The sequence below is a fragment of the Corallococcus sp. CA054B genome (genome assembly GCF_003611625.1).
Taxonomy (GTDB): domain Bacteria; phylum Myxococcota; class Myxococcia; order Myxococcales; family Myxococcaceae; genus Corallococcus; species Corallococcus coralloides.
Genome location: NZ_RAVY01000151.1, coordinates 1 through 23,841 on the forward strand (window position 1 = coordinate 1; position 23,841 = coordinate 23,841).

A 23,841-nucleotide genomic window follows, 5' to 3' on the forward strand; every position below is an offset into this window, starting at 1 on the left:
GCCGAGGACCTGAGCGGGCCCTATATTGGGCCCATGCTCCGCATCCCGAAAACCGCCGTGGTGGTGCTCGCGCTGGCCCTCGCTTCCGGGGCCCTGGCCGCGAGCGGCAGTCCGCAGCTCCAGACCTACTTCCAGGGCTCGGTGGACAGCCCCACCTACCAGCAGCAGGCCTTCCAGCGCGTGGCGAAGGCCTGGAAGCAGCCGGGCCCCAAGGGCACGCCGGCCCTGGGCAAGAAGACCATCGTCCAGGCCGTGCTCGACAAGGACGGCAAGCTGGTCTCCGCCGCCATCCTCACCGAGTCCGGCGCCAAGGCGTGGGACGCCGCCGCGCTCGCCGCGGTGAAGAAGGCGGCGCCCTTCCCGCCCCTGCCCAAGAGCACCTCCACGGCCACGGTGGAGGCCCACTTCCACTTCGCGTGGGTCAGCTCACCTTGATGACGATCTTCCCGAAGTGCGCGCCCTGCTTCATGTGCTCGAAGGCGGCGCGCGCTTCCGCGAAGGGGAACACGCGGTCCACCACCGGGTGGACGTCCTGGAGCGTGAACGCGCGCGTCAGCGCCTCGAAGGACTGACGGTGCCCCACGAACACGCCCTGCACGCGCAGGTTCTGCATCAGGATGGGGACGAGCGACACGGTGCCCGCCCCGCCGGACAGCACGCCGATGACGGACACGGTGCCGCCCACGCGCAGCGCCTTGAGTGACTTCTCGAACGTCCCCGAGCCGCCCACCTCCACCACGTGGTCCACGCCCACGCCTCCGGTGAGCGTGCGCGCCGCCTTCTCCCAGTCCGGCGTGGAGACGTAGTTGATGCCCTCGTGCGCGCCCAGCTTCAGGGCCCGCTCCAGCTTGTCATCGCGGCTGGACGTGACGATGACGTGCGCGCCGAACAGCCGGGCAATCTGCAGCGCGAAGATGGACACGCCGCCCGTGCCCTGGACCAGCACCGTGTCCCCGGCCTTGAGCCCCCCCTGCGTGACGAGCGCGCTCCACGCCGTCACCGCCGCGCACGGCAGCGTGGCGGCCTCCTCGTCGGACAGGTACGCGGGCGTGGGCACCACGCCGTCCTCGTGCAGGAGCATCGTGTCCGCGAGCGCGCCATCCAGCGGCCCGCCCAGCGTGGTGGCGGTGATGGCCTTGGTCGGCTCACCGGACTGCCAGCCCTGCGCGAACAGCGTCATCACCCGGTCGCCGACCTTCACGCGGGTGACGCCCGGCCCCACCGCGTCCACCACGCCCGCGCCGTCCGAGTTGGGCACCAGCGGCAGCTTCTGGCGCGGGTTGTAGCGGCCCTCCACCATCATCAGGTCGCGCGAGTTGAGGCTCGTGGCCTTCACGCGCACGCGCACCTGGAAGGGTCCGGGCACGGGGTCCGGCCGCTCCGCGCGCACCAGGTTGTCCAGGCCGAAGGCACCGCGAATCTCGTAGACGTTCATGAAGCCAGACCTTACGTCCACGGCACCTGGGAAGTCCTTCTTCTGGAAATACATGAACGGCATGTTCGTTCTGTCTTTCGCCCAAGGAGGGCTTTACCCATGTCACGTTTCTTCGGTCGTCCCGCGGTGCTGGCGTGCGCGCTGGCACTGGGGCTCCAGGCCTGTGGCGGCAGCGAGCTTCCCCCCGAGTCCATCACCCCGAGCGCGCCGGAGGTCCAGGCGCAATCCCTGACGCAGGACGCGGCGCCGGACATCCTGGCTCAGCTCCAGGCCATCCCCGGCCTCACGGTGGTGCAGGAGCGGCCGGCGCCCGCGCCGGGCGTGCGGCTCTTCGTGCTGACCTATGACCAGCCCGCGGACCACCTGCGTCCGAACGGCACGCGCTTCCAGCAGCGGATGACGCTTCGCTACCGGAGCGCGGAGGCGCCCATGGTGCTGGCCAGCACGGGGTATGGCATCAGCACGTCCTCCTTCCAGATGGAGCCCACCTTCCTCCTGCAGGGCAACCAGCTGCTGGTGGAGCACCGCTTCTTCGAGCCGTCCCGGCCGCAGCCCGCGGACTGGCGGCTGCTCAGCATCGAGCAGGCGGCGGCGGACCACCACCGCATCGTCCAGGCCTTCAAGCCGCTCTTCCCCGGCAAGTGGATCAGCACCGGCGCCAGCAAGGGCGGCATGACGTCGCTCTACCACCGGGCCTTCTTCCCGCGCGACGTGGACGCCACGGTGGCCTACGTGGCCCCCAACAGCTACGGCACGCAGGACCCGCGCTACGTGAAGTTCCTGAGCAAGCTGGGCACGCCCGAGTGCCGTGAGGACATCCGGAACTTCCAGCGCGAGGTGCTGGCGCGGCGCGCGGAGACGGAGCCCGTCTTCCAGGCGACGGGCGCGGCGAATTACGGCAGCACCTACGACTTCCTGGGCGTGGACAAGGCGCTGGAGTTCAGCACGCTCGAGGTCGCCTTCGCCTTCTGGCAGTACGGCGACGCGTCGCTGTGCGCTTCGATTCCCCAGCCGGGCGCGCCCGCGGAGGCGCTGGTGGGCTTCCTGGACCAGGTGGTCGGCCTCTCGTACATGAGCGACGGCGGCCTGGACTACTACGCGGCCTATGAATTCCAGGCCGCCACGCAGCTGGGCAGCTACGCCTCCGAGGAGGGCCACCTGCGCGGCGTCCAGCGCTACCCGCGCGGCTACGACCCGCGGGCGCTCGTGCCCTTCGACATGAGGCCGTACCCCTTCAACCCGCTCGCCATGCCGCTCGTGGAGGGCTGGGTGAAGGCGTTCGGCGAGCGCATCCTGCTCGTCTACGGAGAGAACGACCCCTGGTCCACGGGCGCGTTCAGCGTGAGCGCGCGCAATGACTCGTACCGGTTCTACGAGCCGGGCGGCAACCACGGCGCCAGCATCACGCGCCTGCCGGAAGCGGACCAGGCCGTGGCGCTGGAGCGGCTGCGCACCTGGGCGGGGCTGCCCGCCCAGAGCACCGCGGAGATGAGCCTGCGGGCCCGGAGCGCGAAGTCCTCGGGGGAGCCCGTCACCACGGGCGTGGTGGACCGCCGCCGCGGCCCGCCGCGCGACTGACCTTCAGGGCCGTTCGGCCGTCACCTCGCGGGCCACGTCCAGGAAGGCGCGGAACGCGGGGGACACCTGGGCGCGGCCATCCACGCCGCGCAGGGCTCCAGGACGAGCTTCAGGGTGCCGCGCTTCAGGCGCGGCACGATGGTGGGCTCAATCGAGCGGATTCCCATCCAGGGCATCAACGAAGCGTTCACGCGGCTGGAGAAGGGCGACGTGAAGTACCGCTTCGTCATGGACCTCAAGAGCCTGGGTTGACCTTCATGGCGAGCATCGGGCGGTACGCCGCCCGGTAGGACCAGGCCAGGAAGATTTCGGCCGCCAGGAGCATCACCGCCATGCCCAGGCCCGACGGCGCCAGGAAGGCGTGCGTCAGGAAGATGTTCACGATGACCGGGGCGATGAGCGCCAGCGCCAGCGGGACGAAGCGGTTGGCCAGCAGCAACAGGCCCACCACCGTCTCCGTGCCCTTCACCAGCGCGAACAGGAAGCCCGTCGCCTTCATCGCCATACCAAACGCCACCGCCGGGTCCGCCGGGTCCAGGTCCTTGGGCACGGGGATGAACTCCAGGAACCCGTTCAGCCCGAAGACGAAGAACACCAACCCCATGAACACGCGGGCCACCGCCGGCAGGAAGCGGGCGAACGACTTCTTCTTGGGGGAGGCGTCCACCCCGGGGGTGGAGGAGAGGGTGGCGTCCATGGCGTGCTCCGTTCAGGTGAAAATCGCGGGCCTTCTACTCCACGTCGATTCAGGCCCCCACGAATCGACATGCCCCTCACGTTTCTATCGGTGCGACAGCCCACCTACATGGTCGTACTTCCGCGCGCGCAGCCGCAGCACCTGGTACGCGGCGCCGCAGAGGAACAGGCCCAGCAGCGCCGCCAGGGCCGCCTGCACCACGGGGGACCGCGGGCTGTCCGCCAGGGGCTTGTCCGCGGGCAGCCGGGTCAGCGTCTCGTTGATGCCCGGCAACAGCAGCACCATGAAGCTGGCCGAGTACGTGAGGGTCCGCACGTACTCCGTGGCGCGGCCGAACACGCCCAGGCCCGGCGCCGCCGCGCCCACCGCCATGAGCAGCAGCGCCACGAGCCCCAGCGCGTGGCCCGGGTTGAAGCCGCCCGTGCTGGACAGGCCAAAGGACGTCACCACCGACGTCACCATGCTGGCGACGTACGCCTTGCCGACGCGCGTCCCCGGGTCGATGCGCCCGTCCCGCACGAGGGCCCAGACGCCGAAGACGAGAGGAGGCACGCTCACGAGCGTGTGGATGATGCCCAGGACGGACAGGGGGTTCGCCATGACAGGACTCCAGAGGTGAGAGGGATTGAGCTTCAGGCCAGCAGGTATTCGCGGATCATCACGCGGGCGCGGTGCAGGCGGCTCTTCACCGCCGCCGGGTCCAGCGACAGGCGTTCGGCCAGCTCGCGGAGTTGCAGCAGGTGCACCATCGCGTCCCGGTCACCGGCGTGGGCCGCGAGCAACAGCGCGTCGGGAGTCGGAGTCGAGCCCATGGAACCTGCCTCGTGCGGCGGGGAAAATCCCCATTCGCGAGATAAGAGGCGGCCACGGGGCGAATGGATTCGCGGCCCTGCTGATTTTCCTCCGGCCCTGCCCAACCGCTGGAAATGCCAGGGGTTTCAGCGCCAGAGGTTGGTGCGCGCCAACTCCAGCACCTCGTTGGTGCGGCCGTTGAGCAGGGCCTTGATGCCGAACAGGGTGAAGCCCGCGGCCATGGCCGCGGTGATGCGCGGTGGCATCACCAGCTCCGCCTTGCTGACCACGGCGTCCACCAGCACGGGCCCGGGCGTCGCGAGCGCCAGCTGGACGGCCTCATCCACCTGCCCCGGGTCCTCCACGCGCAGGCCCTTGATGCCCACGGCCTCCGCCAGCGCGGCGAAGTTCGGGTTCTGGAGTGACGTGCCCACGTCGAGCATGCCGCCCACCTGCTGCTCCATGGCCACGAAGCCCAGGGAGCTGTTGTTGAACACCACGACCTTGATGGGCAGCCCCAGCTGCACCAGGCCGATGAAGTCCCCCATCAACATCGTGAAGCCGCCGTCACCGGAGAAGGCGATGACCTGCCGGTCCGGGAAGGCCTTCTGCGCGCCAATGGCCTGCGCGAGGGCGCTCGCCATGGAGCCGTGGTTGAAGGAGCCCACCAGCCGCCGCCCGCCCCGCATGGTCGCGTAGCGCGCGGCCCACACCGTGGGCAGGCCCACGTCACAGGTGAAGATGGCGTCATCCGACGCCTGGAGGTCGAACGCGCGGGCCACCTGAGGCGGGTGGATGGGCCTCCTGCCCACCGTGCCCTGCCCCAGCGCATCCAGCTCCTCGCGCGTCTTGCGGTAGTGCACGAGCGCGCGCTCCAGGTGCTTCGTGTCGCGCTTCGCTTCGATGCGGGGCAGGAGCGCCTGGACGGTGGCGGACACGCTGCCCACCACGCCCAGGTCCACCCGCGTGCGCTTGCCGATGTTCTCCGCGCGCACGTCCACCTGGATGATCCGCGTATCGGCGCTGTCCGGGTAGAACTGCCGGTAGGGGAAGTCCGTGCCCAGCATCAGGAGCACGTCGCAGTCGATCATCGCCCAGTATCCGGACGCGTAGCCGATGAGCCCCGTGAGCCCCACGAAGTGGGGGTTGTCCTTCTCCACGAACTCCTTGCCCCGGAGCGCGGAGACGACGGGCGCCTGGAGGCGCTTCGCCAGCTCCACCACCTGCGGGCCCGCGCCCTCGCAGCCCGCGCCGCACAGCAGCGTCACGCGCCCGCCGCGATTGAGCAGCGCGGCCAGCTGCTCCACCTGCGCGGAAGACGGCATCAGCTGGGACGGCGATGCGCGCAGCGACTCCGGCGTGGGGGCGCGCGCGTCCTCCGCCTTCAGCATGGCGATGTCGCCGGGGAGCACCACCACGGCCACGCCGCCCTTGCCCACCGCGCTGCGGACGGCGATCTCCGCGGTGCGCTGCATCTGGTTGGGTCCGGAGACCAGCTCGCAGTAGTGGCTGCACTCCTTGAAGAGCGACTCCGGATGGGTCTCCTGGAAGTAGCCGGTGCCCAGCTCCACGGAGGGAATCTGCGCGGCGATGGCCAGCACCGGCGCCCGGCTGCGGTGGCAGTCATACAGGCCGTTGATGAGGTGCAGGTTGCCGGGGCCGCAGCTCCCCGCGCACACGGCGAGCTGCCCGGTGAGGTGCGCCTCCGCGCCCGCGGCGAAGGCGGCGGCCTCCTCGTTGCGCATGGGCACCCATTCGATGTCACCCCGGCGGCGCAGCGAGTCCGTGAGGGCGTTCAGGCTGTCACCCACCACGCCATAGATGCGCTTCACCCCCGCGAGCGCGAGGACCTCCACGAACTGGTCCGCCACCGTCTTCTTCATGGTCCACCCCGGGCGAAGATGTGCACCGTCCCGCTGGTCTGCGACCGGCCGTGCGGCCGGGCCCCAAGCAAGGCTGGCTGCCCGGTGCGGGAGGGGGAGCGCTCAGGGGAAGCCGTTGAGCACGATCTTGCCCACCGGGTTCACGGACACGGCGCGTACGCGCACCCGCAGGTCTCCGGGACCGGGCGTGGGGTCCGGCAGTTCCACGTCGACGAAGGCTTCGGGATGATCACTGGGGAGGTACTTCGTGAGGGCGAGGGCTCGCCGTCGCGGGGCGCTGAAGAGAGCGGCGCCCTACCCCGCCGCGCGCACCAGGCGCAGCACCAGCACGAAGTGCAGCCCCGCGCCCACCAGCGTCATCGCGTGGAACACTTCGTGATAGCCGAAGACGCCGGGCCGGGGGTTGGGCCGCTTGAAGGCATACGCGAGCGCGCCCAGCGTGTACGCCAGCCCGCCGGCGATGATGAGCACGATGGCGGAAGGCCCCACCGCGCGGAAGACGTCGCCGAAGTACGGCATCATCGTCCACCCCACCCCGATGGCCAGCGCCGCCGTCACCCACTTGGGCGCGCCCACCCAGAACAGCGACTGGAGGATGCCCAGGAGCGCCCCCGCGTAGAGCCACGCCATCAGCGGGTTGCCCACCTCGGGAGGCAGCCCCAGCAGGATGACCGGCGTGTACGTCCCCGCGATGAGCAGGAAGATGGCCGCGTGGTCCGCCCGGCGCATCCACGCGCGGGCCTTCGGCGACCAGTTCACCCGGTGGTACGTCGCGCTGATGGTGAACAGCCCCACCAGGCTCAGCGCGTACAGCGCGGACGCCACCGCCGTGCGCGGCGTGGGTGCCATCGCCACCAGCACCACCCCCGCCCCCACCGCGAACGCCGCCGCCCACTGGTGCAGCACCCCCCGAAGCTTCGGCTTCTCCATGCCCGGCATCGCCGCGCTCACGCGCGCCCCATGGAGGACTCGACACCCTTCGGAACGAAGCATTTCATGACGGTGGCGACTCCACGCCTTCCCTACGGGATGGTAGGTTTCGGTCCGGTAAGTTACCGACGGGTAGGTTCGAGGTCAACTTGAAGAAGAAACAACGGCTCACGGGTGCGGAACGCCGGATCCAACTGATGGAGATCGGCCGGTCGGTCTTCGCCTCGAAGGGCTACGAGGCGACCTCGATTGAAGAGGTCGCCCAGCAGGCGGGCGTGTCCAAACCCATCGTCTACGAGCACTTCGGCGCGAAGGAGGGGCTGTACGCGGCCATCGTGGACCGGGAGCTGGAGGACCTGGTGGCGCGCGTGTCCGCGAGCATCGCGCAGGGCACGCCCCGCCAGCGCTTCGAGGACGCGGTGCTGGCGTTCATGGCCTACGTGAAGGAGGAGCCGGCGGGCTTCGCGGTGCTCACGCGGGACTCGCCCACGGCGGCGACGCGGCGCGGACTGACGCGCGTCATCGACGACCTGGCCCAGCGCGTAAGCGACGTCTTTCGCACCGAGTTCGAGCGCGCCGGCTACCCGCCCAAGGTGGCGCCCATCTACGCCAACGCGCTGGTGGGCATGGTGACGCAGGTGGGCCACTGGTGGGCCGCGGAGGGCAAGGCCTTCTCCACGGAGAACGTGGCCCGCCATGTCGCGGCGCTCGGGTGGATGGGCTTGAGACACCTGCCCAAGGACCCTGCCGCCCCCGGCGCGAAGCGCGAGCCGAAGCGCCGCGGCTGAAGGGCTCCGGCTACGGCTTGGACGGGGAGCCGGGGAGCACCTGGCGCACCGCCCCGTCCGCGGTGCACCAGGAGAAGACGGCCCCGTCCGCGTCCTGGGCAAGACAGCTGCTCTGGCCCAGGCGGTTCATCGCGGGCAGGGAGGCCACGCGCTGGGGGTTCGGGAAATAGAAGAACCAGGTGTAGAGGCTCCCATCGTCAAGCAGGGCCGTGGACAGGCTATTGAACGAGCCCCCACCGCCGATGGCCGCCACGCGCGACAGCCCGGGAACGCGTTGGGGCAACGAGAGGGAGCCCGGCTCGACACCCCCTCCCCAGGTGTAGACCGTTCCATCCGCGCCCAGCGCCAGGCTCGAGCCCATCCCGGAGGCGATGGCGACGACGTCGGAGAGGGAGTCGATGCGCGTGGGAGCCGTGGCCCCTGCGCTGAGGCTGGTGCTCCAGGTGAAGACCGTCCCCGTCTCATGCAGGGCTACGCCATGCGTGTACTCGGCGGCGACCGCGGAGATGCCTGGCGGCACGTCCACCCGAGAAGGGAGGGTCCTGCCATTGCCCCAGTTCCAGACCGTGCCATCCACGCCCAGCCCCAGGGAATAGACGTTCATGGTGGCGATGGACGCGATCCGGGGAAGGCCCTCCACCACGACGGGCGTGCGGCGAGTCGTCCCGCGGTCTTCGCTCGCCAGCTGGCCGGAGGTGTTGTCGCCCCAGCCGAAGAGCATGCCGTCCGAACGCAGCGCCAGCGAGTACCCGTTGCCCGCGGACACGGCGACGATGTCGGTGAGGCCCGGCACCTGCGCGGGGATGGACTCGGAGGTGGCGGTGGAGCCCGTCCCCAGCTGTCCCAGGATGTTGTTGCCCCACGCCCAGACGGTGCCGCCCGGGCGGATGACCAGGAAGTGACCGTTCCCCTCCGCGAGCACCGGCAGCAGCCCGGGCCCGGGCTTCACGCACGTCGACACCGTCTCCCGCGCCCGGCCGCCATGCGGGTCGGTGACCGTGACGGTGAGGTCGCAGGGCTTGCAGTCCCCCACCGACGGTTGCGCCGTGGGCGTGAAGCGCGTCGTGGCCGCCGTGATGTCCTCGAACACGCCCACGCAGCCGGCCTCCCAGGCATACGTCAGCGTTTCGCCCTCCGGGTCCACGGACGTCACCGCCAGCGCAACCCCTTCGCCCACGCTCGCCTCCGGAGTGGACTGCGCGAAGCGCACGTACGGCCACATGTTGAAGAGGACCTCCGACAGGGGCTTCTCGTTGTGGATGGGCAGCTTCACGGTGAGCACGCCAGACGGCCCCCCCCGCTTGCGTCAGCGTGAGGGTCAACGCCACATCCGCGACCCGCGAGTTCGTCCAGCGGGTCTGGAGCGCGCCGGAGTCGGAGAAGTCGCCGTTGGCGGAGGTCCAGGCGGCGACGGGCGTGCCCCCGTTCGCGGCGCCGCGCACGGTGGCGGTCAGCGACACGGCCTTGCCCACGGTCAGGTCCCCAGGGGACGCCACGAGCGAGGTGACCACGGGCACGTCCGAGGCCGGCTGGGGCGACTGGAGCAACAGGTAGACGGCGGCGGACCCGGCCTCTTCCGTCAGCGCCACGTCCGACACCGTGGCCTCGTGGAGCCGCGCGCCCGAGCCATCCAGCGCCGCGCCCACGAAGGTGTACCCCGCCCCCGCGGGCACCGCGCGCAGGACCCCGGCCCAGCGGCCCGCCTCCTTCGTCAGCGTGACGGTCCGCGCCGCCATGTCCGGGCCGGAGACGGTGAGCCGGACGGAGGCCACGTTCTCATCCGGCGTCTCCAACTGGAGCGAGGTGAAGACATCCACGGCGGCGACGGATGCGTCGTTGCACGCGGGCGCCACGAAGGCGAGCACCGCGAGGACGGCAAGACCCCTGACGGACAATGACATGCATTTCCCCCCTGCGAGACGTCCGGACGGGCCCCGGAATCAGCGTGCGAAAGGAGCGTGTCTTACCCAGACATCCCGTGCGTTGAACAGGCCCTCCAGGTCACGGCCGTGGCCGTTTCACGAGTCCCCGAGTCTCCTGAATTGCCCAGGAAATTTCTTTTCCGGGTGAAAGCACACCCCCTGGAAAGCGCCCCTCGCGCGAACCGGAGTCCCCCATGCGCATCCGTCACTACGCCTCGCTCGCGTCCTTCCTGCTGCTGGGAAGCGCCTGTGGTCCCACCGACACCGCTGAAAACACTTCCCAGACGGAAGCGCAGACCCGCGCGCTGGCCGCGAAGCCCGTGCGTGGCGACGGCCTTCGCCAGCTCCAGGCGCAGCGCCCCGGCTTCCTCAAGGGAGCGGGCGAGCTGACCTCGCGGCGCTTCCACGTGGACGGGCGCGGCCAGGCGCATGAGCGCCTCACGCAGACGTTCCAGGGCGTGCCTGTCTTTGGCGCGGCGGCCATCGTCCACCTGGACGCGAACGGCGCGGTCGCGGGCGTGACGGACAAGCTCGTGCGCGACCTCAAGGTGGACACCACGCCCCGGCTGCGGGCCCAGGAGGCCATCCAGCGCGCCGTGGCCGGGGTGGAGGCCACGGGCGGCGTCGTCACGGGCGCGCCCCGCGCGGACCTGCAGATCCTCGCCGACAGCAAGGACACCCGCCTGACGTGGCGCGTGCAGCTGGAGACGGTGGACGTGGACGGCCTGCCCTCCATGCCGAACGTCTTCATCGACGCGCGCACCGGTGACTCCGTCTGGGGTTTCGACAACCTCCAGACCAGCCGCAACCGGAAGACCTATACGGCGAAGAACCGCACCACGCTGCCCGGGACGCTGGTGCGCGGCGAGGGCCAGGGCGCCTCGGGCGACGCGGTGCTGGACCAGGCCCACGACAACGCGGGCTTCACGTATGACTTCTACGCCAACGTGTTCGGCCGGGACAGCTACGACGGGCTGGGCACCGCGCTCACCTCCAGCGTCCACTACAGCAAGAACTACGTGAACGCGTTCTGGAACGGGACGCAGATGGTCTACGGCGACGGTGACGGCTCGCAGTCCAGCGCGCTCACGGTGCTGGACGTGGTGGGCCACGAGCTGACCCACGCCGTCACGGACACGTCCTCGGAGCTCATCTACGCCAACGAGTCCGGCGCGCTGAACGAGGCCATGTCCGACGTCTTCGGCGCCGCCATCGAGGCGTACCGGGACGGCACCGTCACCGCCAACACCTGGAAGATTGGCGAGGAGTGCTGGACGCCGGCCACGCCGGGCGACGCCTTGCGCTACATGAACGACCCGGCCATCGCGGGGGACTACGACTACTACCCCACGCGCTACACCGGCACGTCGGACAGCGGCGGCGTGCACTGGAACTCCGGCATCGCGAACCTGGCGTTCCACCTGATGGTCAGCGGCGGCACGCACCCGCGCGGCAAGACGAGCAACGTGGTGCCCGCGCTCGACGCCAACGCCTACGCCAGCATCATGAAGGGCGCGGCCATCTTCTACCGCGCGAACACCGTCTACCTGACGCCGGGCAGCACCTTCGCCGACGCGCGCGGCGCCACCGCGCAGGCGGCCGCGGACCTGTACGGCGCCAGCGCCGTCACCTCCGTCAACGAGGCCTGGAGCGCCGTGGGCGTGGCCGCGCCGCCGGTGTGGACGACCGTCACCACGCTCACCAACGTGGCCGGCGCCCGCAACAGCAACACCCACCTGAGCTACGTGAAGCCGTCCGGCGCCACCGCGATGCGCTTCGCGCTGGCGGGCGGCACGGGTGACGCGGACCTCTACGTGAAGTTCGGCAGCGCGCCCACGACCACCAGCTACGACTGCCGCTCCGCGGGCGCCAGCAACGACGAGACCTGCACCATCAACGGCGCGCAGTCGGGCACGTACTACGTGCTCATCCGCGGCTACAGCGCCTTCTCCGGCGCCACCTTCACGGTGAGCTCCGGGCAGTAGTTGCATGCCGGCGCGGCCTCCACGGCCCTGGGGGCCGCGCCGGGCTGTTCCTTTCGCCTCAAGCCTTCGGGGGCCGCGCCTTGAGCGCGGCCTGGATGCCCTCCAGCGCGCCAGGATCCTCGATGGTGGTGAGGTCGCCCGGCTCGCGCTCCTCCGCCACTGCCTGGATGCCGCGGCGGAGCAGCTTCCCGGAGCGCGTCTTGGGCAGGTTCGCCACCACGTACACCGCCGCGGGGCGGGCCACGGCGCCCAGCGTCCGGCCCACCGTGTCCATCACCTCGCGCGAGAGGGCGTCCCGGTCCCCCTCGCGTTGCAGGCGCGCGGGGTCCTTGGGCACGGCGAAGGCCATCACCACCTGGCCCTTGAGCTCGTCCTTCACGCCCACCACCGCCACCTCCGCGATGGCCGGGTGGCCGCTGATGGCCTCTTCAATCTCACGCGTGCCCAGGCGGTGGCCCGCCACGTTGATGACGTCGTCCGTGCGGCCCAGGATGAAGTAGTCCCCGTCCGCGTCGCGCGTGGCCCAGTCGAAGGTGTTGTAGAGGGGCGTGTCGAAGCTCGAGAAGTACGTGGAGACGAAGCGCGCGTCGTCGCCCCACACCGTGGACAGGCAGCCCGGAGGCAGCGGCGGTTGAATCACCAGCACGCCCTTCTGGTCCGCCGCCGTCACCTCTTCGCCGCTCAGCCCGTCCACCAGCTTCACGCGATAGCCGTAGATGGCCGCGCCCGGTGAGCCCAGCTTGCGCTTGCGCGGCTCCACCCCGGGGACGGGCCCGAGGATGGGCCAGCCCGTCTCCGTCTGCCAGTAGTTGTCCAGCACCCGCGTGGACGGCAGCGCGTCTGAAATCCACGCGTGCGTGGGCGCATCCAGCGGCTCGCCCGCGAGGAACAGGTAGCGCAGGCTGGACGTGTCGTGGCGCTTCAGGAACGCCGCGTCCTGCTTCTTCAGGATGCGGATGGCCGTGGGCGACGTGAACATCACGCTCACCCGGTACTGCTCGATGAGCCGCCACCAGACGGCCGCGTCCGGCCGGATGGGCAGGCCTTCGTAGAGCACCGTCGTCATGCCATTCAGCAGCGGGCCATAGACGATGTACGAGTGCCCCACCACCCAGCCGATGTCGGAGGCGGTGAACATCACCTCGCCGGGCTGGCCCGTGTAGATGTGGCGCATGGACGAGGCCAGCGCCACCGCGTAGCCGCCCGTGTCGCGCTGCACGCCCTTGGGCTTCCCGGTGGTGCCGGACGTGTAGAGGATGTAGCTGGGCTCTGAGGACTCCATCCACTCCACCGGCACCCGGGCGCCCTCGTGCTCGCGGCCCAGCGAGGCGAAGTCCACGTCGCGCTCCGGCGTGACGGGACTGTTGGGAGCGAGCCCCCGGTCCAGCACCAGCACGCGCGCGGGCGGGTGCTTCGCGAGCGTGAGGGCCTCATCCACCAGCGGCTTGTAGGCGACGACCCGGCCCGCGCGCATGCCCGCGTCCGCCGTCACCAGCAGGACGGGCTTCGCGTCGTCGATGCGCATGGCCAGGCTGTGCGCCGCGAAGCCGCCGAACACCACCGAGTGGATGGCGCCCAGCCGCGCGCAGGCGAGCAGCACGAAGACGGCCTCCGGCACCATGGGCATGTAGACGATGACGCGGTCCCCGCGCTTCACGCCCAGCCAGCGCAGCATGGCCGCCGTCCGGTTCACCTCCGCGTGGAGCTGCGCATAGGTGTACTGGCGGCGCTGGTCCGTCTCGGTGGACTCGAAGACGAGCGCCGGCTGGTCCGCGCGGGTGGCCAGGTGCCGGTCCACGGCGTTGTGGCACAGGTTGGTACGCCCGCCGACGAACCAGCGCGCGAAGGGCGGCCGGGAGGCATCCAGCACCGCGTCGAAGGGCCGCTCCCAGTCGATGAGCCGTGCCTGCTCCGCCCAGAACGCCTCCGGCGCTTCAATGGAGCGGCGGTAGAAGTCCAGATAGCTGCCCATGCGGACGCTCCTGCGAAGGGGATGTGTCCGGACGATACCGGAAAGCCGCGCGGGAATAATCGCGGACCCCGGCGTAACCCCTTCAGCCGTTTCACTGAAGGAGTCCACACCATGAAGCGTTTCACGCAGACGTTGGGGATGTCCGCTGCGCTGGCCCTGCTGGCCGTGCCCGTGGCCTATGCCGGGTCGAAGACGCAGTTCTTCGTGACCATCAACACGACCTCCCGCACGGCGTACGGCGCGATGGGCACGGCGCGCAACAGCGCGGACACCATCCAGAACATCTATTGCCGCACCTTCGCGGACACGACCGCCGGTGAGTCGGTGCGGTGCTTCGCCAACAACGCGGCGAGCGGCAACGTGTCCTGCTACTCGTCCTCGCCGGCGCTCGTGCGCAGCGTCCAGTCCGCCAACGACTCGGCCTACATCTATTTCTCCTGGGACGCGGCTGGCATCTGTCAGACCATCGATGTGCTCAAGGGTTCGCACCTGGAGCCGAAGGCGCCGTAGTCCCGCTGCTTGCGTCACGCCCCCGGAGCCTTCGATGAAGACCTTCCTCCAGACACTCATGTCACAGGTCCCGGGCATCGCGCTCGGCATCACCGGGGGCGTGGCGCTGACCTTCGCCACCCTGGAGTCGCGGGTGGAGCGGATGCTGGACGCGAAGCTGGATGCACAGCTCGCCCGGCTTCTCCCCCTCGTGCAGTCCCGCCCCGCGCCCGCGTCCGTGGTGATGCAGCCGCAGGACTCCCGCGAGGAGCTGCGGCTCATCCGCGAACAACTCGCCGTGCTCGCGACCCGGCAGCCCCTGGAGGCTCCTCCACCCACGGAGCCCGAGGAGGAGGCACGCCCCGCCCCCACGCCCGAACAGGTAGAGGCGTCCCGTCAGAGCCAGTGGGTCCTGGCGGACGCCGTCACGCGAGGCCGCTGGACGGAAGCGGATCAACAGCGCTTCCACCAGGCCCTCCGCGCGGTAACCCGCGACGAGCGCGAGGCCATGGAGCAGCGCCTGTCCCTGGCCATCAACAGCGGACAGCTCCGGCCCGTGCCGGGCGACGAGCGGTAGCGCGCCCTGGCGAGCCACACGCCCCGTCCCCTGGCAACCCGCCAGGGCACGTGGCTGGGTTTGGAGCGTGCGCCGTCACCGTTGGGCCTCCACCGGACCGGCTCGGATACACTCGCGCGCTCGGGAAGGTCTTTTGCGCCCGCCCAGGAGCCGCCGCATGCACGCCGCACCTTCCGACTCCGCGGTCCTTCCGCCCCGGCTTCCCTCGGGGCTGCCGTGGCTGGGACAGGGGCTGGAGTACCGGAAGGATCCGCTGGGCTTCTTCCTGCGCTACGCGGACCGGGGCGCGGTGCTGCGGACCCGCTTCGTGGGGACGGACATCTACCTGCTCAACACGTCGGAGGCCATCGAGCACGTGCTGGTGAAGAACTTCCGCAACTACCCGAAGGACGCCTTCCAGAAGCGCGCCCTGGAGGCGGTGGTGGGCCACGGCCTGTTCACCAGCCACGGCGATTTCTGGATGCGGCGGCGGAGGATGATGCAGCCGGCCTTCCACAAGAACCTGCTGACCGCGCACGGGAGCGTGGCGGTGAAGGCCGCGAACACCTGGATGGCGTCACGGCGGGAGGGAGCATCCTTCGACGCGTACCCGGAGATGATGGCGCTGACGTTGGACGTGGTGGCGGAGACGCTCTTCGGCGCGAACCTCTCCGCGCAGGCGCGGGAGCTGGGACGGGCCATGGAGGCGGTGATGCTGCACGCCCAGCACCTCTTCGACACGCCCATCTCGCTGCCCGCCTGGGTGCCCACGCCGGGGCAGCGGCGGTTCAGGACGGGCCTGCGCGCCCTGCACGCCGTGGTGGACGACGTGGTGGAGCGCCGAAGGAGGCAGGGCGGCCCTGGAGAGGACCTGCTGGGCCTGATGCTGGAGGCGCAGGCCGAGGACGGCGAACACCTGACGGACGCGCAGCTGCGCGACGAATGTCTGACGTTGATGATCGCCGGGCATGAGACGACCGCCGCCGCGCTGGCGCTCAGTCTGTATTTGCTGGCGCGCCATCCCGACGCGCAAGCAGCGCTGCGGCGGGAGCTGGCCACGGTGCTGGGAGGCCGCGAGCCCACGGTGGCGGACCTGCCGTCGCTGCCGTACTGCGAGCAGGTGGTGAAGGAGTCGCTGCGTCTGTATCCGCCCGCGTGGGGCATGAGCCGGGTGGCGGAGCAGGACGACCGGATGGACGGCGTCCTCGTGCCCGCCGGGACGGTGGTCGCGTGGTCCCAGTGGGCGCTGCACCGGGACGCGAGCCATTTCCCGGAGCCGGAGGCCTTCCGTCCCGAGCGCTGGGCGGACGGGCTGGAGCGGCGCATCCCGCGCTTCGCTTACTGTCCCTTTGGTGGAGGGCCCAGGCTCTGCATTGGCGCGGGCTCCGCGCTGATGGTGATCCGCCTGGTGCTGGCCACGGTGCTCCAGCGCTTCCACTTCGAAGCCGAGCCAGGGCCCGCGCCGGAGGTCCTCCCCGCCATCACCCTGCGCCCGAAGCACGGCATCCCGCTCACGGCGAGGAGGGCGTCTCGCCAGGAGTGACCGGCGCTCCGGGCCTTCGCGCCGCGGGAATCCGCTGGACGCCATGCCCGGTGTTTCCCAGGCTTGCGCCCATGACGCTTGCACTGACGGCACCGGAGCGCAGTCACCACCTGGAGCGTGAGCCCGGACAGCGGGTGGGATGGACGGAGTGGGGTGCGCCCGACGGCGTGCCGGTCCTCTTCTGCACCGGCGCGGCGACGAGCAGCTCGCTGGGCTTTGGCGCGGAGGCGGTGCGCGAGCTGGGAGTGCGGCTGCTCTGCGTGGACCGGGCGGGGCTGGGCCTCTCCCAGCCGGATCCGCTCAAGGACTTCTCCCGCTGGACGGCGGACGTCGCGGCGGTGCTGGAGGCCACGGGCCTGTCGCGGCCCGCAGTGGTGGGCTTCTCCCAGGGCGCTCCGTTCGCGGTGGCCCTGGCCGGAGCAGGCCAGGTGTCCGCATTGGCGCTCGTGGCGGGCCAGGACGAGCTCGCCCACCCCGCGACCCGGGCCCTGCTCCCTGCGCAGGTCGCGGGCATGGTCGCCGCCATCGAGTCGGACCGCGAGGGCTTCGAGGCAGGCTTCGCGGCGCGAGCGGACGCGGACGGCATGTGGGCGCTCGTCGACGGCATGAGCGGACCGGAGGACCGCGCCCTCTACCGCGAGCCCGCCTTCGCGTCCGCGTATCGCCAGGCGCTGCGCGAGGGCTTCGCGCAAGGCGCCAGCGGCTACGCGCGCGACCTCACCCTGGCCATGGGCCGGTGGCCCGTCCCGCCCGAAGCCATCACCGTGCCCGTGCGGCTCTGGTACGGCGGGCGCGACACCAGCCCGGTGCACTCACCGGATGGAGGCGCGCTGCTCGCCACGCGCTTTCCCCGCGCGGTCCGCCACTTCCTGCCGGACGAGGGCGGCTCGCTGCTGTGGACGCGCGCACGGGACATCCTCCGGGACCTGCTGGCCGCCGCGACCTGAAGCGCGCCCACGGGTGAACACTCCATTCGCCCATGTTCCCAGGGGGCAGAGGACTTTCCGGCCCTGGACGCTTCCCGTTTCCAGGGGCCGGCCCCACCTTTGGGGTGAGGAGTCACACACCCCATGGATGCGGACGGCACATCCGAACTGGGAGCCGCGAAGGTTCCCCTCGTATCCAACCAGAAACAGCAGCGCACGCGGCGCACGCCCCGGAAGCTGAAGCCTTCACGGCTACAGGCCGTGGACTTCCGCTCCGTGGAGGAGCGCATGGACGCGGGCCGCGCCCTGCGCAAGCGCTGTCCCCGGAGCAGCCACGCGGCATGGAAGCCCTTCCGGGGGCGCGCTCCGCTCACGCAGCTCAAGGAGTCCGACGCCACGCGGCTGCCGTGGCTGGTGCCCGTGCGCCATGAGCGCATGTCGGAGTCTCCGTTCGCCTTCCTGCGCGGCACGCCCTTCGTCATGGCGCGCGACCTGGCCCACACGCCGCACAGCGGCCTGCGCAGTCAGATTTGCGGCGACGCGCACCTGGCCAACTTCGGCCTGTTCGGCACGCCCGAGCGCAACCTCATCTTCGACCTCAACGACTTCGACGAGACGCTGCCCGGCCCCTTCGAATGGGACGTGAAGCGCCTGGCCGCGAGCTTCGTCGTGGCCGCGAAGCAGAACGGCCTGGGCGCCCGCTGCGGCAAGAAGGCCGCGCGCAAGGCCGTGGAGTCCTACCGGCTCACGATGCGCGAATTGACGACCCGGAGCCTCCTGGAGGTCTGGTCGCTCCACGTGGACGCGAAGGAGCTGAAGAAATCCGACTCCGACGACACCGCGAAGCTCGCCGCGCAGGCGGTGGAGAAGGCGAAGCGCCACACCAGCGCGCACGCGGTGGAGAAGCTGACCGTGGAGCGCAACGGCCAGCGGCACCTGGCCTACCAGCCGCCCCTGCTCTTCCCGCTCAGCGCGGTGAAGATGGACGTGACGCCCGCGGAGCTGGAGCGGCGCATCAAGCGGCTCACGGTGGGCTACCTCGAATCACTGGACGGCGCGGTGCGCGACCTGTGCCTGCGCTACCGGCGCAAGGAGTGGGGCTTCAAGGTCGTGGGCGTGGGCAGCGTGGGGCTGCAGGCCTACGTCGTGCTGTGCGAAGGCAACGGCGGGGAGGACCCGCTGGTGTTGCAGCTCAAGGAAGCGAAGGCCTCCGTGCTGGAGCCCTACCTGGGCCCCAGCGAGTTCCACAGCGCGGGCGAGCGCGTGGTGGTGGGCCAGCGGCGCATGCAGGCCTTCTCCGACCTGTTCCTCGGTTGGACGGAGGTGGAGGGCATGGGCGCGTTCTACGTGCGCCAGCTGCGCGACATGAAGGGGGCGCTGGACGCGGAGAAGATGGACGCGCCGGTGTTCCAGGACTACGCGGACGCCTGTGGGGCCACCCTGGCCCGCGCCCACGCGCGCACTGGCGACGCCGCGCTCATTGCCGGATACCTTGGCACCAAGGACCACTTCGATGAAGCCGTCACGGAGTTCGCCTGCGCCTATTCGGATCAGGTGGAGTCGGACTACGGGCACTTCATCGACGCGCAGGCGAAGGCACTGGAAGCGCTGACGCACTGAGGTCAGGATGCCGCGCTTCCTGTTCTTGGGAGCGCCATGAGGCTGGCCGGAGCCGTCACACTGTTGCTGCTGCTCGCGACGGGGTGTGCGACCCGCCGCGTTGTCCATATCGATACCGGGAGCGGACCGCGGGTCATCCACGAGCCGGTGGAGGTTGCCCCGGTCCAGGTGAGCGAGGACGCGTTCAGGTCCGCCCTCACGCAGCTCATCCTGGACATGCGCATGGACGTTGCGTTCCGTGAGACGGAAGCGGCGGATGCGCGAGGGTGGGTGCGGTCCAGGACGCTGCTCGCCTCCTCGGAGGGACTCACGGATTCCGGCTCGCGAAGCTCGCCTGAGTCCTTGTACGCGCGCCTCTGCCCCGATGCGGATGACTGCCTGACCCTGGTGGGAGGAACGGGGCTGACGTTCTCGCGCAAGGACCGGGCGCTCATGGCCTTGTCCTTCGCCCTCGACAGTGTGTGGGAGAGCGTCGAGGCAGAAGTTGGCAAGCTGCTGAACCCGGCCGCGCTCAAAGCCATGGTGACGTCCGCCGCGCTGAGCGTGCTTCTCACCATGACGCTGCCCGAGCCTGTCACCAAGTTCATCGCCGTGGCGCTGACGGCCGCCATGGTGGCCTACCTGGGCATCGTGCCGGTCTGGGAGATGGGCCGGGGCTTCGTCCGGCTTTGGGACGACGCGGGGACGGCAACGAGCGTCATCGAATTGCAGGACATCGGTCACCGGTTCGGAAAGGTGCTCGGCACGAATGGCACGCGAGTCCTGGTGCTGCTCGTCACGGCGGCGCTGGGCGGGAAGAACGCGATGGCTGCCCAGGGCCCCAAGCTCCCGGGCTTCCCCCAAGCCGCGCTCCGGGGACAGGCCGAGGCGGGGTTCCCACTCGGGGCAGCGCTAAGCGGGGGTGTGACTTCCATCGCGCTGCCCGCTGCGGGTGTGCTCAACGTCGCGTTGGCGCCTGGGGCAGCGGCTGCTCTCGCGATGTACTCGAACGGCCAGATTCCAGGTGACGTCGAAGGGCCGGTTCACCACATCTGCACGAACAAGAACCTGGTCTCCGCTGTGTCCGGAGGGCCTTGGACGCCGCAGTGTGCAAGGCTATTTGCCCGGGCCGGGATGAAGCTGGAGGACGTCGCGAACCAGGTACGTCTGAAAGCCCATCAGGGGCCGCACCCACGCGAATACCATCAGGCTGTTCTCGACCGACTGGAGAAAGCGTTGGGTCGATGCAAGTCAGAGGAGAGCTGCCGGGTCCGCCTGATTGAGGAACTGGCGAGGATTGCAGGGGATCTTCTTACGACTGGCACGGATTTGAGGCGACTGGTCGTGGTGGGTGGAGGCTGAAATGGCGCGAGAGTTCTACGCAGTGGAGATTGGGAATGTAGCGCAGTGGGGCCTTGATACACCCGTCCCCGTGGGTGGTGGCGCGCTGGATGACCCGTGGATGTTCGTGGAAGGGAGACCTGTGATGGACCCGGGACCTCTCAAGACAGTCCCCTTTCACGTTGATGTGAAGCGAACGTTTTCGGTAGCCAATGCAGACCGCACGCCCATTGCGAATGAGCAGGTCGCGAACGTCTTCCGGGAACTTGCGCCTGACGACGTGCAGTTGTTCCCGATAGAGATTGAGGGGACGCCAGAGCGGTACTACGTCGTCAACGCGACCCGGCACTTCAAGTGCATTGACGAAGCCAACTGTCGCGAGGTCCAGATATATCCTCCGGACGGGGCTGTACCCGAGCGGCTAGGCGAGTACCGCTCAATCTCTGGCCTGCGTATCGACACTTCGAAAATTGAAGATGCGCGTGTCTTCCGCCCCATGGGGTGGGAGCTGGCCTTGATTGTCTCCGAGGAGATCAAGGAGGGGATTGAGAGCGTCGGTAACACGGGCGTGTTCTTCAACCGCGTGACGGGGCCGCAAAGCGCCCCTGAGTGAGAGGCGCTCTACGGGCCAAAGGGCCTGAAGTGCTTTTCTCTTGAGAATGCCCGTCCCTTGACGGCCACAGTCAGCGGTTCAAGAACGAGATGGGTTCGGCGAAACCTTCTTCTCGCGGCAGCCGTCAGGAAAGAGCTGCGTACCCGCGGGCCCGATGCGGAGAAGTGCCTGCTGGTATTGCTGACCGATCCGGAGCCAGGGACGCGGTATTGGGCCGCGACGGCCGCCCTGGGCTTCGCTCCCAGCGAGGCAGAACGTGCGCTTGCCCTGTTGGCGGAGCCGCCGCCGACGCTGCTGAGTGTGAGTGCGTCCATGACCCTTGATGCGTGGAAGAACGGAACCCTTCCCCTGGAAGAGTAGAACCGCTCAGCCCGCCATCCGCGTCCAGTCGTCCTCGTGAGCGAAGAACCTCACGCCCAGGCGTTCACAGACGTCCGCATGCGCCTGGGCGGCGGGGCCTCCCACCCAGAGGGGCAGACCCTTGGGCAGCGCGGCCTGGATGCGTTTGAGCACGTCCTCGAACACCGTGGCGCCCCGGTTCGTCACCGCCGACAGGCCCACCACGTCTGGCTTTGCCCGAGCCACCGTCTCGCCCAGCCCTTCCGCCGGCACGCGCTGCCCCAACAGCGTCACCCGCATGCCCGCGTGGCGCAGCCTCAGCGCCGCGCCCAACAAGCCAATCTCGTGCTCCTCCTCCGGGAAGCACGCCAACACCGCGTGCTTGCGTCCGCCCCGGGGTGCACCGTGCAGCAGGCTCACCAGCCGCTCGCGCACCACCTGCGTCACCAGGTGCTCCTGCGCCACCGTGAGGGTGCCCGCATGCCAGCGATCGCCCACCTCGCGCTGCACAGGCACCAGCACGTCCTCGAAGGCCTTCAAGGGCGGTAGCGCCGTCAGCACCTCGTCCAGGACGCGCGCCACGCGGGGCTGGTCATACGCCTCGGCCGCCGCCAGCACCGCCGCGCGCCATGTCTCCGGCTGCGAGCCGGTTCTCGCCTCGGGGCGCTCAACGGGCGGGGAAGGCACCGCGTCCAGCTCCGCGCGCAGCTGGGGCAGCAGCTTCGCCGCCTCGCTGATAGCCACCCCCTCGTCCGTCAGCGCCTTGAGCCGCTTGAGCAGGACAACGTCGCGGTCGGTGTAGACGCGGTAGCCCGCGGGCGTGCGCTCCGGCTCGAGCACCCCGTAGCGGCGCTCCCAGGCCCGGATGAGCTCCACCCGGACCCCCGACAGCTCCGCGGCGATGTGGATGCGATAGGTGCGCTCAGCCATGGTGTGCGTGCTTCACGGTCGGTTCTGCGCGTTTCGCGCCTGCTGCCAGACGGCGATGAGCTCCTCCGCGGACTCCGCGTACTGCGCGCCCAGGGTGAACAACGTCTTCAGGTGCTCCCTCGCTCCAGGCCCGCCTACCACCACCGGCGCGGGCGCGCACGCATGCATCGCTCCGGACAACACCGCGACGAAGTCGTCCGCATCCCGGCGGCGGATGAACGACAGCGCCACCAGGTCCGGGCGCACCTGCATGCACGCCCCCTGCAACGCCTCCGTGGGCGTGTCCGCCCCCAGCAGCGTCACCCGCCAGCCCCGCGCCTTCAGGTGCACGCCCAGCGCGAGCAACCCACCCTCGTGGTGATCCCTCGCCGGACACGCCAGGAGTCCCCGGGGCCCGTCGCCCACGCGCTCCATCCCCGCCAGCAGCATGCGCAGCCGCTGCCGCACCAGCGCGGACGCCATGTGCTCGCGCGCCACGTCCAGGCGCGAGGCCATCTCGCGCAGCAGCGGAACGAGGACCGTGTCGCAATACGTGGTCGCGCCCAGCCCCACCTGGGCCGCGGACAGCGCCGCGTCCGCTGCTTCCGAATCCAGCACCATCACCGCCGCCCAGAAGCGCTCCAGGTGCCGCGCTTCCGGCGGGACGGCCGTCCGGGGCTCGTCGCGCACCTGGGCGATGGCCTCGCTCACCGAGAGGCCCTCCTCCATCAGCTTCGCCACCCGGCGGACGGCCTCCACCTCGTCGCGTGAATAGACGCGGTAGTTGTTCTCACTGCGCTCCGGGCGCGGAAAGCCATGGCGGCGCTCCCAGGCGCGCAGCGTGGCCTCGCGGATGCCGGTGAGCCGGGCGATGGTGCGGATGCGCAGGCTCATGGGCCCAGGCCTCGCGCGCGGTCCCAGCGCTCCGCCACGCCTTTCGCCCCCGACACCTTCTGCGTGAAGCCCTCCAGGCTCGTGGCCTCGGACACCCGCCGTACCACCGCCTCCAACCCGCTCTGGAAGCGCTCCAGCGGCCCGGCCTCGTGGACCTCGCCCACCTCCAGCAACACGTCCGGCCGCTCGTGCTCGAAGAAGGCGTAGCGGATGGCGATGGGCACGCACTCCGCCTTCGCCGCGCGGGCCAGCAACTCCACGCCGCGCTCCAGCTTCAGCGGGTGGACGCCGAAGGGCCGGTGCTCGCCTTCCGGAAAGACACACACGGCCGCGCGCGGCTTGCGCAGCAATTCCTTCGCGTACCGCAGCGAGGACAGGGACGACATCGCGTCCTGCTTGCGGATGCTGAAGGCGCCCATCTTCGTGTGGAAGGGGTAGCGGCGCAGGTTGTCCTCGTCCATGAGGCAGTACCCGTCCCAGTTCGCCGCCTGGCAGAGCTGGTGCAGCACGAAGCCGTCCCACCAGTTGGAGTGGTTCAGGTAGACGAGCCGGCCCACGCCGTCAACGGGCAGCGCGCCGCGCACCCACAGGCCCCGGAACGTCGAGCGGACCTTCCACCCGATGTACCGGTCCACCGCCCACCCGAAGGG

General features: G+C 70.1%; 24 protein-coding genes and 1 pseudogene. 14 read left to right on the forward strand and 11 right to left on the reverse strand.

Features of this window, described 5'->3' with window-relative positions; translation table 11 throughout:
• The coding region (locus D7V80_RS29255) for a TonB family protein (RefSeq protein WP_370452554.1) at window positions 1–435 on the forward strand (435 nt) is incomplete at its 5' end.
• Here the strand turns inward: D7V80_RS29255 and D7V80_RS29260 are convergent.
• The gene (locus D7V80_RS29260) at window positions 422–1,435 is read right to left on the reverse strand and encodes an NAD(P)-dependent alcohol dehydrogenase (protein WP_120591313.1); all 1,014 of its coding nucleotides are present in this window, start codon (window positions 1,433–1,435) and stop codon (window positions 422–424) included. The two genes, D7V80_RS29255 and D7V80_RS29260, sit on opposite strands and share 14 nt — an antisense overlap.
• 99 nt (window positions 1,436–1,534) lie before the next feature.
• On the opposite strand from D7V80_RS29260, the gene D7V80_RS29265 reads away from it, so the two are divergent.
• Together D7V80_RS29265 and D7V80_RS29275 are read left to right on the forward strand one after the other, a co-directional pair.
• Window positions 1,535–3,013 (forward strand): S28 family serine protease, encoded by a 1,479-nt coding sequence (locus D7V80_RS29265; RefSeq protein ID WP_120591291.1) that lies wholly within the window; start codon window positions 1,535–1,537, stop codon window positions 3,011–3,013.
• Between the two features lie 150 nt (window positions 3,014–3,163).
• Window positions 3,164–3,265: pseudogene (locus D7V80_RS29275) on the forward strand (NAD(P)-dependent alcohol dehydrogenase); the annotation flags it as partial.
• Here D7V80_RS29275 and D7V80_RS29280 read toward each other — a convergent pair.
• From D7V80_RS29280 to D7V80_RS29305, 5 genes are all read right to left on the reverse strand, one after another.
• Entirely contained in the window at window positions 3,249–3,710 is a 462-nt protein-coding gene (locus D7V80_RS29280; RefSeq protein WP_120591292.1) for a DoxX family membrane protein, read from the reverse strand. The pseudogene D7V80_RS29275 and the gene D7V80_RS29280 sit on opposite strands and share 17 nt — an antisense overlap.
• A gap of 84 nt (window positions 3,711–3,794) precedes the next feature.
• Window positions 3,795–4,310 carry a hypothetical protein gene (locus D7V80_RS29285; protein WP_120591293.1) on the reverse strand — a complete coding sequence of 172 codons (516 nt, stop codon included), beginning with the start codon at window positions 4,308–4,310 and terminating at the stop codon, window positions 3,795–3,797.
• Window positions 4,311–4,342: 32 nt separating this feature from the next.
• Entirely contained in the window at window positions 4,343–4,522 is a 180-nt protein-coding gene (locus D7V80_RS29290) for a hypothetical protein (RefSeq protein WP_120591294.1), read from the reverse strand.
• Window positions 4,523–4,648: 126 nt separating this feature from the next.
• Window positions 4,649–6,385, reverse strand: a complete 1,737-nt coding sequence (gene poxB, locus D7V80_RS29295) for a ubiquinone-dependent pyruvate dehydrogenase (protein WP_120591295.1) — start codon at window positions 6,383–6,385, stop codon at window positions 4,649–4,651.
• Window positions 6,386–6,679: 294 nt separating this feature from the next.
• A complete protein-coding gene (locus tag D7V80_RS29305) occupies window positions 6,680–7,336 on the reverse strand; it encodes a hemolysin III family protein (RefSeq protein WP_370452555.1) in 657 nt (218 codons plus the stop codon).
• 128 nt (window positions 7,337–7,464) lie between these two features.
• Between D7V80_RS29305 and D7V80_RS29310 the strand changes: the two genes are divergently transcribed.
• Entirely contained in the window at window positions 7,465–8,103 is a 639-nt protein-coding gene (locus D7V80_RS29310) for a TetR/AcrR family transcriptional regulator (protein WP_233585816.1), read from the forward strand.
• A 10-nt stretch (window positions 8,104–8,113) separates the two neighbouring features.
• Here D7V80_RS29310 and D7V80_RS29315 read toward each other — a convergent pair whose 3' ends face one another.
• Window positions 8,114–9,385: a hypothetical protein gene (locus D7V80_RS29315; protein ID WP_120591297.1), complete on the reverse strand. Its 1,272-nt coding sequence runs from the start codon at window positions 9,383–9,385 to the stop codon at window positions 8,114–8,116.
• Window positions 9,386–9,414: 29 nt separating this feature from the next.
• Between D7V80_RS29315 and D7V80_RS29320 the strand changes: the two genes are divergently transcribed.
• Window positions 9,415–9,657 (forward strand): hypothetical protein, encoded by a 243-nt coding sequence (locus D7V80_RS29320; RefSeq protein ID WP_120591298.1) that lies wholly within the window; start codon window positions 9,415–9,417, stop codon window positions 9,655–9,657.
• A gap of 562 nt (window positions 9,658–10,219) precedes the next feature.
• Entirely contained in the window at window positions 10,220–12,010 is a 1,791-nt protein-coding gene (locus D7V80_RS29325) for a M4 family metallopeptidase (RefSeq protein ID WP_120591299.1), read from the forward strand.
• A gap of 58 nt (window positions 12,011–12,068) precedes the next feature.
• On the opposite strand, the gene D7V80_RS29330 is transcribed toward D7V80_RS29325, so the two are convergent.
• On the reverse strand, window positions 12,069–13,982 hold the full coding sequence (locus D7V80_RS29330) for a propionate--CoA ligase (protein WP_120591300.1): 1,914 nt from the start codon (window positions 13,980–13,982) through the stop codon (window positions 12,069–12,071).
• 111 nt (window positions 13,983–14,093) lie between these two features.
• On the opposite strand from D7V80_RS29330, the gene D7V80_RS29335 reads away from it, so the two are divergent.
• From D7V80_RS29335 to D7V80_RS43985, 8 genes are all read left to right on the forward strand, one after another.
• On the forward strand, window positions 14,094–14,492 hold the full coding sequence (locus tag D7V80_RS29335; protein WP_120591301.1) for a hypothetical protein: 399 nt from the start codon (window positions 14,094–14,096) through the stop codon (window positions 14,490–14,492).
• Window positions 14,493–14,526: 34 nt separating this feature from the next.
• On the forward strand, window positions 14,527–15,048 hold the full coding sequence (locus D7V80_RS29340) for a hypothetical protein (protein ID WP_120591302.1): 522 nt from the start codon (window positions 14,527–14,529) through the stop codon (window positions 15,046–15,048).
• A gap of 157 nt (window positions 15,049–15,205) precedes the next feature.
• A complete protein-coding gene (locus D7V80_RS29345) occupies window positions 15,206–16,570 on the forward strand; it encodes a cytochrome P450 (protein ID WP_120591303.1) in 1,365 nt (454 codons plus the stop codon).
• A 71-nt stretch (window positions 16,571–16,641) separates the two neighbouring features.
• Window positions 16,642–17,517 carry an alpha/beta fold hydrolase gene (locus D7V80_RS29350; protein WP_120591304.1) on the forward strand — a complete coding sequence of 292 codons (876 nt, stop codon included), beginning with the start codon at window positions 16,642–16,644 and terminating at the stop codon, window positions 17,515–17,517.
• A 123-nt stretch (window positions 17,518–17,640) separates the two neighbouring features.
• On the forward strand, window positions 17,641–19,116 hold the full coding sequence (locus D7V80_RS29355) for a DUF2252 domain-containing protein (protein WP_120591305.1): 1,476 nt from the start codon (window positions 17,641–17,643) through the stop codon (window positions 19,114–19,116).
• 36 nt (window positions 19,117–19,152) lie between these two features.
• The gene (locus D7V80_RS29360) at window positions 19,153–20,457 is read left to right on the forward strand and encodes an AHH domain-containing protein (RefSeq protein WP_120591306.1); all 1,305 of its coding nucleotides are present in this window, start codon (window positions 19,153–19,155) and stop codon (window positions 20,455–20,457) included.
• Window position 20,458: 1 nt separating this feature from the next.
• Entirely contained in the window at window positions 20,459–21,049 is a 591-nt protein-coding gene (locus D7V80_RS29365) for an imm11 family protein (RefSeq protein WP_120591307.1), read from the forward strand.
• A 57-nt stretch (window positions 21,050–21,106) separates the two neighbouring features.
• On the forward strand, window positions 21,107–21,409 hold the full coding sequence (locus D7V80_RS43985) for a DUF2019 domain-containing protein (protein WP_158616721.1): 303 nt from the start codon (window positions 21,107–21,109) through the stop codon (window positions 21,407–21,409).
• Window positions 21,410–21,415: 6 nt separating this feature from the next.
• Here the strand turns inward: D7V80_RS43985 and D7V80_RS29375 are convergent, their stop codons facing one another.
• The 3 genes from D7V80_RS29375 to D7V80_RS29385 form a co-directional block, all read right to left on the reverse strand.
• Window positions 21,416–22,318 (reverse strand): MerR family transcriptional regulator, encoded by a 903-nt coding sequence (locus tag D7V80_RS29375; RefSeq protein ID WP_120591309.1) that lies wholly within the window; start codon window positions 22,316–22,318, stop codon window positions 21,416–21,418.
• A 12-nt stretch (window positions 22,319–22,330) separates the two neighbouring features.
• A complete protein-coding gene (locus D7V80_RS29380; protein ID WP_120591310.1) occupies window positions 22,331–23,191 on the reverse strand; it encodes a MerR family transcriptional regulator in 861 nt (286 codons plus the stop codon).
• Window positions 23,188–23,841: lysophospholipid acyltransferase family protein (locus tag D7V80_RS29385; protein WP_233585817.1), on the reverse strand; the 654-nt coding region annotated here is incomplete at its 5' end. The genes D7V80_RS29385 and D7V80_RS29380, both read right to left, overlap by 4 nt.